Here is a 12980-nt window from a genome sequence, read left to right as displayed (position 1 = left end):
TAGCTACCGGAACCCGCCCCCGGCGTCCGTCCAGCGGCGCAGGAGCCCACCGGGAACCTCGTCGACAGTGAGGGCGAACGTGCGGTGGTCGCGCCAGTCACCGTCGATGTGGAGGTACCGCTCACGCACCCCTTCGTCGCGGAAGCCGAGCTTCTCGACGACGCGCAGGCTCGCGGTGTTCTCGGGGCGGATGTTGACCTCGATGCGGTGGAGCCCGAGCTCGTACCAGCAGTGGTCGGTGGCCATCGCGACGGCCGTCGGCGTGATGCCGCGCCCGGCGACGTGCTCCGAGACCCAGTAGCCGATCGACGCGGACCGCAGCGAGCCGCGGATGATCGAGGAGACGGTGAGCTGGCCGACGAGCTGGCTGTCGACGTCGATCGCGAACGGCAGCGCGAGGCCGGCGCGCGCCTGGGCGTTGACGTCGCGCACGAAGGAGCCGAACGACGGCGGCGGGCCCGCCTGCGGGTCCGGGCTGGAGGCCTCCCAGCGCCGCAGCCAGGACTCGTTCGCCTTGCGCAGCCGCAGCCACGAGGTCTGGTCCCGTCGGCGCAGCGGCCGGAGCATGAGCCCCTCGTGGATGAGGACCACGGGCCACGTCATGCGGGCGAGCCTAGCGGCGCCGCGCACGCCCCGCCGCTGGGCTGCCGCCTGGGGCCACCGCCGCGACGCCCGGCCACGGGGCGGCCACAGCTTCCGGGGCTGGCGCGGGCCAGGAAAGGAAGCAGGCGCTCAGGGTGCGCGGTTCAGCCGTCGAGCACGAGGCAGTGCAGCTGGTCGCCGGCACGCACGTCGGTGACGTCCTCGGGGACCACCGCGAGCGCGTTCGAGCGGGCCAGCGCCGAGAGGAGCAGGGCGTGCGGCGCGCCCACCGGCTCCGCTCGGTACCCCTCGGCGGGAGAGCCGGTGAGCTGGACGCGCACGAACTCGCGCCGCCCGGCCGGGGAGTACCAGCCCGTCGTCACGGCGGCCGGCACGGAGGGCCGGTACAGGTCGGTGTAGCCGGCCATCGCCCGCAGGGCCGGGCGCACGAACGTCTCGTACGCCACCTGCGCCGTCACAGGGTTGCCCGGGAGCGCGAAGATCGGGGTGCCGTCGCCGATCGTGCCGACGCCGAGCTGCCGGCCCGGCCACATGGCGACGTTGTCGAAGCGGACGGTGCCGAGCGGGGCGAGGACCTCCTTGACGGTGTCGTTCGCGCCGTAGCTGAGGCCACCGGTCGTGATGATGAGGTCGGCGCGCACGAGCTGGTCCTCGAGCGTCTCGCGCAGGGGCCCGCGCTGGTCCGGCACGGCGGCCACCCGGTACGTCGCGGCGCCGACGTCCTGCGCCGCGGTGGCCAGGGCGTGCCCGTTGGCGTCGAAGACCTGCCCGGGCGCGGCACGCTGACCCGGCTCCACGAGCTCGTCCCCCACGGAGATGATGACGACGCGCGTGCGGGGGTGGACCCGCACCCTGCCCCGCCCGACGGCGGCGAGGAGCGCCACCTGCCGGGCCCCGACGCGCTCCCCGGCGGGCAGGACGACCTCCCCGGCACGCAGGTCCTCGGCGCGGCGGCGCACGTGCTCCCCCGCCGTGCTCGCCGTCCGCACGGTTACCCGCGCCGACCCGCCGTCGGTCTGCTCGAGGGGGACGACGGCGTCGGCGCCCGTCGGCAGCGGCGCGCCGGACGCGATCCGCACCGCCGTGCCGGGCACGAGGCGCAGGTGCTCGGTGGTCCCGGCGCGGAGCTCGTCGACGACACCGAGGGCGACCCGCGCCGTCGGCGCCGCCTCGGCGATGTCCGCGGCCCGGACGGCGTACCCGTCGAGGCCGGCGAGGTCGGCGACGGGCAGGTCGGCCGGGGCGATGACGTCCTCGGCGAGGACGCACCCGACGGCGTCCGCCAGCACGACGTCGAGCGGCGGCTGCGGCCCCACCACGGCGAGGCACGCGGCGAGGTGCTCCTGGACGGTCCTCACCGGGGGGTCGGGTAACGCTCCGCCGGGTCGGAGCCGAGCTCGACGTGACGGCCACGGACGAAGCCGTCGAGCCACTCGGTGAAGTCGGGCCCGAGGTCCGGGCGGTCGGCGGCGAGCTGGACGACGGCCTTGAGGTAGTCGAGCTTGTCGCCCGTGTCGTAGCGCCGGCCGCGGAAGACGACGCCGTGCACGCCACCGCCCTCCTCCGCCGGCATCCCGGCGAGGGTCTGGAGGGCGTCGGTCAGCTGGATCTCCCCGCCACGTCCGGGCCCGGTCTGCTCGAGGACGTCGAAGACGGCGGGCGAGAGGACGTAGCGCCCGATGACCGCGAGGTTGGAGGGGGCGTCCTCGACGGCGGGCTTCTCGACGAGCTCCGTCACGGTGACGACGTCGCCCGCGGGGATGCCCTCGACCTGCGCGGCGGGCTCGACGGCGGCGCACCCGTAGAGGTTGATCTGCGCGGGGTCCACCTCGAGGAGCGCGACGACGGACCCGCCCAGCTGCTCCTGGACGGCGATCATCGTCGTGAGCAGCTCGTCGCGGGCGTCGATGAGGTCGTCGCCGAGCAGGACGGCGAAGGGCTCGTCCCCGACGTGCCCGCGCCCGCACAGGACGGCGTGGCCGAGCCCCTTGGGGGTGCCCTGCCGGACGAAGTGGACGTCGGCGAGGCCGCTCGAGGCCCGGACCGCGTCGAGGCGGGCGTCGTCGCCCTTCTTCTCGAGCGCGGCCTCGAGCTCGCCGTTGCGGTCGAAGTGGTCCTCGATGGAGCCCTTCCCGCGCCCCGTCACCATGAGGACGTCGTGGATGCCCGCGGCGGCGACCTCCTCGACGACGTACTGGATCGCCGGCTTGTCCACCACCGGCAACATCTCCTTCGGAGTCGCCTTGGTGGCGGGCAGGAACCGCGTCCCCAGCCCCGCGACCGGCACGACCGCCTTGCGCACGCGTGCCCTGCCCGCTCCGGGATTGCTCGTTCCGCTCGTCGTCTCCATGCCCGAAGGCTACCCATCCGCCGCGCCGCGAGCGCCTCGGCTCCGGGGCACGGCCGCTCCGCCCGCGGCCGGTGGTCCCAGATCTCTCCTCCACACGCCGCCCGATCTCGTGGTGCGTGTCACCGCCGCCTGAGAGAGTGGAGGCATGTCGACGTCGCTGCGCCTTCCGAGCACGGCCGGTTACGAGACCGAGGACGCCAAGCAGGCGCTGCGAAGCGCGGTCCGTGAGCACCGCGCGAACCGCTCCGCGAGGGAGCGGCTCAACGCCGCGGAAGCGATCTCCCGCCACGGCGTCGAGGCGGTGGGCCCGGCGCGGTGCGTGAGCGTCTACGTCTCGCGGGACCTCGAGCCCGGCACCCATCTCCTGCTCGACGCCCTCCATGACCGCGGCGTGCGGATCCTCCTGCCCATCCTCGGGCCGGGCCTGGCCCGCTGCTGGGCGGAGTACGCAGGAGCCGAGGACCTGCTCGTACGGGCGCCGGGCCGCCCGCCGGAGCCGTCGGGCACCGTCCTCGGGCCCGAGGCGATCGCCGACGCCGAGGTGATCATCGCCCCGGCGCTCGCGGTGGACGCCGAGGGCACCCGGCTCGGCCAGGGCGGCGGCTGGTACGACCGTGCGCTCAAGCACCGCGCGCCGGACGCCCCCGTGTTCGCCACCGTCTACGAGTCCGAGCTGGTCGAGGGCGCCTACCTCCCGCGGGACGTCCACGACGTCGCGGTCGATGCCGTCATCACCCCCGAGCGCTGGTTCCTCCTCGAGGGCTCGCCCTTCCGGCGCGCCGGGCGCGCGTCGGACCTCTAGCCCGGCTGAGCACCTGCCGGCGTCGGTCGGCCCGCGCAGCGTCGCTGCGCTCGCCGCCCCCTCAGTCGCCGGTGAGCGTGAGTGCGCGCTCCTGCGCCTCCTCGACGGCCGAACGGGTGAACGGCCACGGGAAGGTCTCCCCGCGCGCCCACGGCTCGAGCTGGTCGGTGTAGTGCGGCGACGCCGGGTGACCTGAGTTGCCGGTGAAGCTGACCCACACCGAGGAGTCGAGGTCGGCGAGGTCGACGACCATCCGCATGGACGCCCCCGACGTCACCTCGTAGTCGGGCCGCCCGTCGACGAACGCGCCGGCGTCCCAGCCGGTGGCGTTGACGACGGCGGACCCGCCGCCGACGCCGATGGGGTCGGGGTTCGTCAGCCACGTGAGGGCCTCGGGCACGCCGTCGCCGCCGAGTACGGGGTGACGCGGGGCGACCTTGTGCATGCGCGACCACTCCCAGTCCTCCGGCTCCTTGCCGAGGGAGTTCGTCAGCTGGTCGCGCGCCGCCGTGAGCGCCTGGCTGAGCATCTCGTCCCGGCTCTCGACGAGGTTGACGGTCGTCCGGTCGTCCCACCACGGGCTGTTGGGGGACTCGAGGAGCGGGCGGATGACGTCGAGCCAGCGTGAACCGCCGTCGGGCGCCATGCTCACGGGGAGCTCGTCCGCGAAGGTGAGGTGGAGGAGGTTGGCCCACACCGCCGCGAAGTAGGCGGCAGCGGCGGAGTCGCCGTGCTGGGGGTAGCCGTCCGCACCCCAGTCCTCGAACAGCTCGAGGGCCTCGCCCACGAACGGGTCGTCGACGGGCACCTGGAGGAGCACCGGCACGAGGGCGGCGGCGAAGGCGTTGGCGTCGTCGAGCATGATCGCGTTCATCCGCTCGACGTCGATGGCCGTGCCCGCCTCGATGTCGGCCGTGAGGAGCTCGCGGATGCGCTGCGAGCGGTAGCCGGCGTCGAAGTCTCCCGTGAGGAACGGGCCCTGCCCCGCCGGCAGGACCGCCTGGTTCGCCGCGACGACGAATCCCTCCTCGGGGTTGAGCCCGCGGGGCATGGCCTCCGGTGCGACGTAGCCCACCCAGTCGAAGGCCGAGTCCCAGCCGGGCCTGGGCCAGGAGCCGTCGGAGGGCACCGGGCTGCCCGGGACGTCCTGGCGCACGGGGATCCGGCCCGGGGCCTGGTAGCCGATGTCGCCGTCCGTCGTGGCGAAGACGATGTTCTGCGCGGGGACGTCGAAGAGCGCGGCGGCCGCGGCGATGTCGGCGGCGTCGGCGGCGCGGTTGATGGCGAAGAGCGCGTCCCCGGTGCGGCCCGGCGTCAGCGCCGTCCACGCCATCGACACGGCGTAACCACCGAAGCCGGACGGCGGCGAGCCGTCCGGCACGGGCGTGTTGCCGGCCGCCGCGGTCGCCGGGAGCACGCCGGAGACGACGGGCCCGTGGCCCGTGCTCGCGACGCCGAGAGCGACGTCCTCCGCGCCGTTGACCCGGATGGTCTCGGTGCGCCGGTCGAGCGGGACGCGCTCGCCGTCGCGCAGGTACGTGCCGTCGTCGTAGACGCGCTCGAGGTAGAAGTCGACGACGTCGGCACCGAGGTTCGTCAGCCCCCACGCCAGGTCGGCGTTGTGGCCGATGACGACGCCCGGCATGCCCGCGAAGCTGAACCCGGCGACGTCGAACGTGCAGGCCGCGCTCATCTCGCGGCAGTGGAGGCCCACCTGGTACCAGATCCCCGGGGCGGAGATCCCGAGGTGCGGGTCGTTCGCGAGCAGCGGTGCGCCCGTGTCCGTGTGCTCGCCGCTGACGACGAAGGAGTTCGACCCGATGCCGTCGCCCTCGCCGAGGAGGCGCGGGGTGGCGGTGAGGGCGTCGAGGGCGCTCTCGAGCGCGTCGAGGGCGCCCTCGTCCGGCACCGCGAGGGAGTGCTCGGCCTCGTCGGCGGCGGCGGGTGCGGGTGCGGCCCCCTGCGGCAGGATCGGGGCGTTGAGGTCGTACGGGTAGGACGGGTAGAGCTGCGCGACACGCTCGACCTCACCGGCGAGCGGGCGCAGCGCGGTGGCCCGGCCCAGCTCCTCGTCGTAGTTGGCGGCGAGGTCCCAGGCCATGGCCTTGAGCCAGGCGAGGGAGTCGATGGGGTTCCACGCCTCGACGTCCTCGAGCGTCGTCGTCAGCCCGAGAACTGTGTACTCCATGCCGAGCTCGCTGGCCTCGTGGGTGTCGAGGTAGGCGTTGACGCCCTCGGTGTACGCCTCGAGGAACGTGCGGGACTCCTCGGCGAGGAGGTCCCACTCCTGCTCGGCGACCCGGCGCCAGCCGAACGTGCGGATGACGCTGTCCGCGGCGACGGCGTCCTCGTTCTCGCCGACGAGCTCGGACAGCCGCCCGGCGGTGACGTGCCGGCGGTAGTCCATCTCGAAGAAGCGGTCCTGCGCGTGGACGTAGCCCTGCGCGCGGAAGAGGTCGACGTCGGTGTCCGCGTAGATCTGCGGGATGCCGCGCGCGTCGCGCAGCACCTCGACCTCACCGGCGAGGACCGGCACGGTGCTCGAGCCGCTGACGTCCGGCAGTGGACGGCGCACGAGGATCACCCCGAGCGTCGCGCCGACGGCGAGGACGACGACGAGGACGACGGCAACGATCAGCACGATGCGGTTCAGCAGGCTCAGTCCGGGCACCTTGTGAGGGTATCGGCTGGCGCGGGGGCGGCCCCCTGGGCGCGCGGCGCCGCGGCACCGCGGTGTGTGAGCCTGCTCCCCCGCCGGCGGCTGCGCCGCCTCGCCCACAGGTCCCCGGGTGCCAACCCCGCCCCTGGCGTCCGGCGCCCCTACGGTCGCGGCATGGCGACAGTCCTCCGCGAGCGCGTGCTCCCCTCGCGCGGCCGCAGCGCCCGGCTGCGGCGCTGGGCGTGGCGGTGCCGGCACGTCGTGCTCGCGGTCGCCCTCGCGCTCTGCGTGGGCGTCGTCCTCGCCGAGCTGCGCCCGCCCCCGCCGCGCACGGAGCCCGTGCTCGTCCTCGCCCGGGACGTCCCCGCCGGGGCAGTCCTCACGGGCGCGGACCTCGCTGTCCGGCAGGCGGGCGCCGGGAGCGTGCCGGCGCATGCGCTGCGCGCCGTCGGCGAGGCGGAGGGGGCGACCCTCGCGGTCGGCCTCCCGGCTGGCTTCCCGCTCGCGGGAAGCGTCCTCGTCGGCCCGGGCCTGGCCGACGGTGCGCCCCCGGGTCTCGTCGTCGTCCCCGTGCGCCTGGCAGACCCCGGTGTCGTCGCGATGCTGCGGCCCGGGGACCGGGTCGACCTCCTGGCCGCGACCGCCGACGCGGCCGGCACGGCCGGGCCGGCGGAGGTGGTCGCCGCGGGGGCGCTCGTCCTGGCGCGGCACGAGGAGGCGGGCGCAGGGCTGCTCGGCGCCGGCGCCGAGGCACCGCTCGTCCTCGTCGCGCTCCCGCCCCCGGTCGCCGCTGCCGTCGTGGGCGCGAGCGCGTGGGCGCCCCTGCGGGTCGTGCTCACGCGTCAGTGACGGGAGAGGGTCAGCGCCGACGGCGCGCTACCGCGCCGCGGCGGGACCCCGGCGCCGCAGTGATCGACATGCGGCCGCGCCCGCCGTCCCGCGCGACGGCGAAGGTGCCGGGTCGTCGCCCGGCGTGCCGGCGGGCGGGTGGTGCGGTCGCGCGTTCGCCGGCCAGGGGTGAGGGGTCAGACGCCGCCGCGGGCCTTGAGCAGGTCGCGGATCTCCTGGAGGAGGAGCACGTCCTCGGCCGGTGCCTCGGGCTCGGGCTCGACCCCCCGGGCACGCCGCTCCTTGAACGCGTTCATCGGGGCCACGATGAGGAAGTAGACGACGGCCGCGGTGATGAGGAAGACGATGATCGCGTTGATGACCGCCGCGAAGTCCACGTACGTGTTGTCGTTCCCGCTGATGATCCAGAGCCCGAGGCCCTCGGCCTGCGCCCCGCCGAACGAGTTGAGCAGCGGGGTGATGAGGCTCGAGACGATCGTCGAGACGATCGCGGCGAACGCCGAGCCGATCACCACCGCGACCGCGAGGTCGACGACGTTGCCCCGCATGATGAATTCCTTGAATCCCTTGAGCATCGCGCTCACAGCTCCTCTGGTCGGGACGGTCCAGCACAGCGCTTGCCGTTGCTGAGGACGCTACCGGCTCGTCACCAGTGCGGAGGCTTGTCCTCGAGGAGCCGGGCGTCGTTCGAGTCCGCCGAGCGCTGCCCCCACGCGGCGTCCGTGTCCTCGGCGGCCCGGTCGGGCACGACCGGCGCACCGGGCGTGGCACGCTCGTCTGCGTCCGCCGGCGGCACCCCGCGCCCGGTGCCACCCGCGGCAGGGGCGCCTTCGGACGCCACCTCGGCGGCCGGCTCGCTCCACGCCAGCGCGCGGCTGACGTCGGCGTCGTCGGCGCCGACGCGAGTCGGGGGTGCGACGACGCGCCGGTGCCGGCGCGGCCGACCGCTCACGACGGCGCCGTGCTCAGCGCCGCCGCCGGGCCGCGACCGCGCCGAGGACGGCGTCGCTCTGGGCGCCGCGGCGGGTGAGGCCGAGCTCGGTGCGCAGCTCGGCGACGAGCTCGGCGTCCGTGCGCTCCACGCCGTCCTCGTCGATCCAGACCGCGAGCTCGTCGAGCTGGTCGTCGCCGTAGGCGGCGAGCGGCAGCCCGGGCAGGACCGCGGGGCGTGGCCCCCGTGCCCGCACAGGGTCCGGCGCCGAGGGCGTCGGACGGGCATCGGTCGGACCGGCATCAACGAGCTCGGCGCCAGTCGGAGCGCCCTCACCGGGCTCCGCGCCCGTCGGCTCGCTGCCGGCGTGCCCGAGGTCGGCGTGCCTCCCGGCGGCATGCTCGGCGACGGCCTCGGCCGCGGGCTCAGCGTCGACCTGTGCCGCGTCGTCCGGTCCCCCGCCGTCCGCCGCGCCGTCTCTCGGCCCGGGGTGCGGGTCCACGGCACCGGCGGCGTGCTCGGCGCCGCTCGCCTCCGCCCCGCCAGCGGTCCTACGTGCCGTCAGGGGGTCCACGACATCGTCGCTCTCCCCCGTGCCGGCGTGGTCCTCGGCGTCGGGCCCCGGCGCACCGTCCGGCGCGTCGATGTCGGCCGGCAGCGGGATCGAGGCGAGCTGGACCGGGTGCGCGCGGCGGCGGCGGGCGTCGACCACGTCGAGGACCTTGGCGAGGATCGTCGTCGCCTCCCCCTGCGGGTCCATGAACACCGCGGTGGAGAACGCCATGTGCACGCTCCACCCGCGCGCCGTGAGCCGCTGCACGCGGTGCCGGTCACGCCGGCGCAGGCTCGGCTCGCCGACGTAGCCAGCGTCGTCGGTGAGGACGGCGACGAGCAGCTCGCCGGGCAGGTCCGGGTGGCCGATCGCGAGGGGGACGCGCTCGCCGTCGGGGCGCCCGTACTGCGGCACGACGGTGAGTCCGAGGCGCCACAGCCGCTCGGCGAGGTCGACGAGCAGCGGGTCGGGCGCGGCGGCCGCCTCGACGTCGGCCGGTGGGGTCTCGCTCTCGGCCCGCTCGAGGAGGTCGGCGAGGAGGATCGGGCCGGGCTGCTTGAGCCGGGAGCGGTCGAGGTCGGCAGGGGCGATGCAGCTGACCACGACGAGGTCGCGGCGGACCGCGTCGAGCGCGTCCACCATGTAGGCGACGCCGTCGGGCCCGCTGACCGGTCCGAAGCGGTGCAGGACGCGCCCGTGGGGCGTCTTGGCGAAGCCGAGCGTGAGGATGACAGCGTCGCGGCGCAGCCCCGCGGCGCCGTCGGCGTCGACGACGACGAACGGCTCCGGCCGGGCGGCGTCGAAGAAGTCGGCGAGCGCGGCGCTGTTCGTGACAGCGGCGATGACCGCCTCGCGCACGCGCCCGGCGTGCCGGGCGTTGAGCGCGACGACCGCGAGGGACTCCTCGGGCCGGCTGAGCGCGTGGTCGATGACGAGGTCGACGACGTGGTCCACCTCGGTCTGGACGCTCTCGACGGCGTCCGCCCCGGGGGCCGGCATCCCGAAGCCGTCGACGAGGTCGAGGCGGATCGAGGACCCCGACGGCGGTGCGGGGACGGAGCGGATGACGTCGCCGTACCCGTGCTCGGCCAGGAAGTCCGCGATCGACTCCTCCCGCTCGGCGCGGTCGGTCGGCAGGGTGAGGGTCGGCAGCAGCGGGGCGAGCGCCCCGACGAGGCCCCCGCCGCCGCGGCGGGAGTCCCCGACGAGGACCACCTGGCGCGCGCGGGCGATCGCGCCGACCGCCTGGGCGACGGGCAGGTGCTGGGCTCCGTCGAGCACGAGGAGGTCGATCGTGCGGCCGGCGGGCAGGAGCTGGGGCACGAGCATCGGCGCGACGATCCACGCCGGGCGGGCCGCGCCGGCCAGGCGCGGGTGCCGTGCGATCGTCTGGCGGAGGTTCCCGCCGTGGTCGCTGCGCAGCTCGGTGACGAGCTGAGCGGCCTCCTCGCGGTGCTCGCGGACGAGCGCGCGCACGCTCCGGGCGACGGCGCGGCGCACCGGCCCGACGAGGGAGGTCACGTGCTGGGCGTCGAGGTCGCGGAAGCGCTCCGCGAGGGCGACGAGCGCGGGGCCGTCGTAACCGGCGAGCGCCGGGTCGGACCGGAGGATCTCCTCGAGCACCGAGCTCCACCACGCGAGGTCGAACTCGGCGCCGAGGCCGGCGGTCGGCACGCGCCGGGCCCCGAGGTCGGCGACGAGGTCCGCGAGGCCGAGGTCGGTGAGCTCGGCGAGGACCGCCGTGCGCTCCGGCAGGAGCCGCAGCGCCTCGCCGTCCACCCCCAGCTCCGCCATCTTCTCGACGAGGCGGCCGAGCGGGACGTCGAGGAGGTCGTCGAAGCCCGCGCCGCTGCCGATGACGGGGTCGAGCGCGTCGAGGTCCGCGCGCACGCTCCGCGCGTGCCGCTCGATCTCCGCCATGCCGTGCGGCAGGCGGGGCCATCCTCCGGCCGGGCAGTGGCGGCGCCAGATCTCACGCTGCGCCTGGACGCGCACGAGCTCGCCGTGAAGGTCCTCGACGGGCCGGCCCGGCCGGAGGAGGTCCTTGGCCTGCTTGCGCAGGCGGCGGCGCACGCGCCCGCGCATCTCGAGGCCGTGCTCCTTGCGCCACGCGCGCGTCGACGTCGCGATGACCATGTCCGCGGCCGACCGCTCGAAGATCTGGGGGGTGAACACGTCGAGCGCGCTGCGCACGCCGTCGAGCATGCGCAGCTGCTCGGCCCACTCGCGCATCGTCGTCGCCGGCTCCAGGCCGGTCTCGCGAGCCGCGCGGGTGACCTGGTCCCGCAGCTCGGGCAGGCTCAGCTCGGCCAGGCGCTGGACCCGCTCGAGCGCCTCGTGCGCCGCCCGGGAGCTCGACAGGCGCGCCCCGTACCAGGGGGTGTCGTGGGGACGGAGCTCGAAGGCGCCGAGGCTGCCGGCGCGGACGACACGCTCGCGCGCCCGGTCGCGGGTCTCGCCGACGAGGCGGCCGAGGACGTCGCCGGGCAGCCGGACGGCGGTGCGCGGCCCCGGACGGACGGCGGTGAGCGCGGCCAGCGACTGGAGGGCGGCGTGGGCCGAGGCCCCCCACGGCTCGCGGCGCACGTGGAGCGCGTTGACGTACCCGGCGAGCCTGGTACGGGTCTCGAGGAGCTGGGCGCGCAGCGCGTGGACGGCGTCGTCGTCGATCTCGGGATCCACCGGGGTGAGCCCGGAGCGCAGCCGCTCGGCCGCCGTCGTCCGCCAGCGGGCGTCAGCCGTGACGTCGAGGACGAGGTCCGGCAGGCCCAGGTCGTCCATCGTCCGCGCGAGGGCGCGGCCGACTCGACGCGTGCCGGGCACGTAGAGCGCGCGGCGCCCGGAAGCGGTCGCGTCGGCGAGGACCGCGGCGACGGTGCCCGGCACGTCCGATCCCGGGGGCGCGTCGACGAAGAGGTGCGCACCGCTCGCGACCGCGTCGATGACCCGCTGCTGGTCGGCGTCGAGGTCGCCCACGCCGCGCTCGGCCTGGGGCGCACGGTCGGCGTCGACGCGTGGTGGGAGCGGCACGTGGAGAGCGGAACGGGCACCCTCGTCGCCGGCGAGCGCGGCGACGACGACGTGCCCGGCGAGCTCGTCGTGCATGGCGTCGAGGTCCTCGACGAGCACCTGGCCGGGGTGGACGAACGGGCCGATGACGATGCGCTCGGCGAGGGAGAAGTCCGGGAGCGTCTCCTCCCCGAGGGCGGCGATGCGGTGGAGTGCGGCGCGTGGGGAGAACCCGTGCTCGGTGAACGACGTCCGGGCGATCGCTCCCACATCGACACCGATGCCCCGGGACCGCAGGGCACGGACGACGACGGGGTTGACCTCGATCGCGGGCTCGAGGTCGATGTCGAAGTCGGACTCGTTGCCCTGGCGGACGCTGACGCGGACGGGGCGCAGGAGGACCGGCGCGCGCACGGTGCGCGGGCGGCGCGGGGCGGGCTCGCGGTACGGCGTGCGGCTGGGGGCGGACGACGGCGCGGGGTCCGCGGCGGCGTCGCTGTCGGTGCGCCCGCGGGAGGTGCTTCCGGGGTGCTCAGGGGCGGCCGCTGCGGGATGCGGGGCGTCCTCGGCGATGACGCCTGGGTGTGCGTCCTCGGGCTCGCCGTCCTCCGTCCATGTCGCCACGCCGACGGCCAGGTAGGTCGGGGCGACGCCGTAGCGCTGGGCGAGCTCGTCGGTGCGGGCACTGACCGTGCGGGCGCTGCGCCGGGCCGCCACGAGGGCGTCCCCCTCGCGGACGAGGTTGCTCAGGCGGGTGGTCCGCCCGGCGTAGAGCTGGGCGATCCCGGAGGGGTGTGCCGCGGTGAGGTCGATGATGGCGTCGCCGAGCAACGTGACGTCGGAGAGCGTGCTCGCCCCGCCCAGCTCGACGAGGTCCTCGCGCCAGCCCTCGGCAGCGGCGTCGACGGCGCGTGCACGCGCGGACGCGCCGGCGCCCGGAGCCGCGGCGTCGCCGGGCCCCGGCGCGCGGGAGCCGTCACCCAGGTCTCGGGCGGAGCGCGCGGAACCGAGGCCGACCCGGGCGGGGCCGGAGGGAGGTGCGGCGCCCAGCGAGGTCCGGACCTCCTCCCGGTCGGGGCGGAGGTCGTCCTCGTCGTCGGATCGGTTCCCGTCGGTGCCGGGCGCGCCGTCGCGGACCAGCCGGACGCGTGGGTCTTCCCCGGCGGAGCGTCGTGCCGCACCGGAGCGGCTGAAGAGCGCTGAGGGAGTCATCTGGCCACGCTA

9 protein-coding genes are annotated in these 12980 nt (G+C 75.8%); 2 read left to right on the top strand and 7 right to left on the bottom strand.

All coding sequences use genetic code 11. From position 1 onward, the window contains the following. Positions 1-3: 3 nt before the first annotated feature. The 3 genes from V2J63_RS07280 to galU all read right to left on the bottom strand — a co-directional run bounded on the left by V2J63_RS07280 (position 4) and on the right by galU (position 2953). Positions 4-603, bottom strand: coding sequence for a GNAT family N-acetyltransferase (locus tag V2J63_RS07280; RefSeq protein WP_331230350.1), 600 nt, complete (start codon positions 601-603; stop codon positions 4-6). Between the two features lie 143 nt (positions 604-746). Continuing rightward, on the bottom strand, positions 747-1961 hold the full coding sequence (gene glp, locus V2J63_RS07275; RefSeq protein WP_331230349.1) for a molybdotransferase-like divisome protein Glp: 1215 nt from the start codon (positions 1959-1961) through the stop codon (positions 747-749). Then, entirely contained in the window at positions 1958-2953 is a 996-nt protein-coding gene (galU, locus tag V2J63_RS07270) for a UTP--glucose-1-phosphate uridylyltransferase GalU (RefSeq protein ID WP_331230348.1), read from the bottom strand. Before galU ends, glp begins: the two co-directional genes overlap by 4 nt. Before the next feature lie 145 nt (positions 2954-3098). Between galU and V2J63_RS07265 the strand changes: the two genes are divergently transcribed. Beyond that, the gene (locus tag V2J63_RS07265; RefSeq protein ID WP_331230347.1) at positions 3099-3755 is read left to right on the top strand and encodes a 5-formyltetrahydrofolate cyclo-ligase; all 657 of its coding nucleotides are present in this window, start codon (positions 3099-3101) and stop codon (positions 3753-3755) included. Positions 3756-3816: 61 nt separating this feature from the next. Here the strand turns inward: V2J63_RS07265 and V2J63_RS07260 are convergent, their stop codons facing one another. Continuing rightward, positions 3817-6426: a penicillin acylase family protein gene (locus V2J63_RS07260; RefSeq protein WP_331230346.1), complete on the bottom strand. Its 2610-nt coding sequence runs from the start codon at positions 6424-6426 to the stop codon at positions 3817-3819. A gap of 162 nt (positions 6427-6588) precedes the next feature. Between V2J63_RS07260 and V2J63_RS07255 the strand changes: the two genes are divergently transcribed. Further along, positions 6589-7263 (top strand): SAF domain-containing protein, encoded by a 675-nt coding sequence (locus V2J63_RS07255; protein WP_331230345.1) that lies wholly within the window; start codon positions 6589-6591, stop codon positions 7261-7263. A gap of 176 nt (positions 7264-7439) precedes the next feature. Here the strand turns inward: V2J63_RS07255 and mscL are convergent, their stop codons facing one another. The 3 genes from mscL to V2J63_RS07240 form a co-directional block, all read right to left on the bottom strand. Beyond that, positions 7440-7838 carry a large conductance mechanosensitive channel protein MscL gene (gene mscL, locus V2J63_RS07250; protein WP_331230344.1) on the bottom strand — a complete coding sequence of 133 codons (399 nt, stop codon included), beginning with the start codon at positions 7836-7838 and terminating at the stop codon, positions 7440-7442. Between the two features lie 71 nt (positions 7839-7909). Beyond that, the gene (locus V2J63_RS07245) at positions 7910-8215 is read right to left on the bottom strand and encodes a hypothetical protein (protein WP_331230343.1); all 306 of its coding nucleotides are present in this window, start codon (positions 8213-8215) and stop codon (positions 7910-7912) included. Between the two features lie 13 nt (positions 8216-8228). Next, positions 8229-12968, bottom strand: a complete 4740-nt coding sequence (locus V2J63_RS07240; protein ID WP_331230342.1) for a hypothetical protein — start codon at positions 12966-12968, stop codon at positions 8229-8231. Positions 12969-12980: the final 12 nt, after the last annotated feature.

This window comes from Georgenia wangjunii (assembly GCF_036421975.1).
GTDB lineage: Bacteria > Actinomycetota > Actinomycetes > Actinomycetales > Actinomycetaceae > Georgenia_A > Georgenia_A wangjunii.
This window is presented reverse-complemented; position numbering and strand designations above follow the sequence as displayed.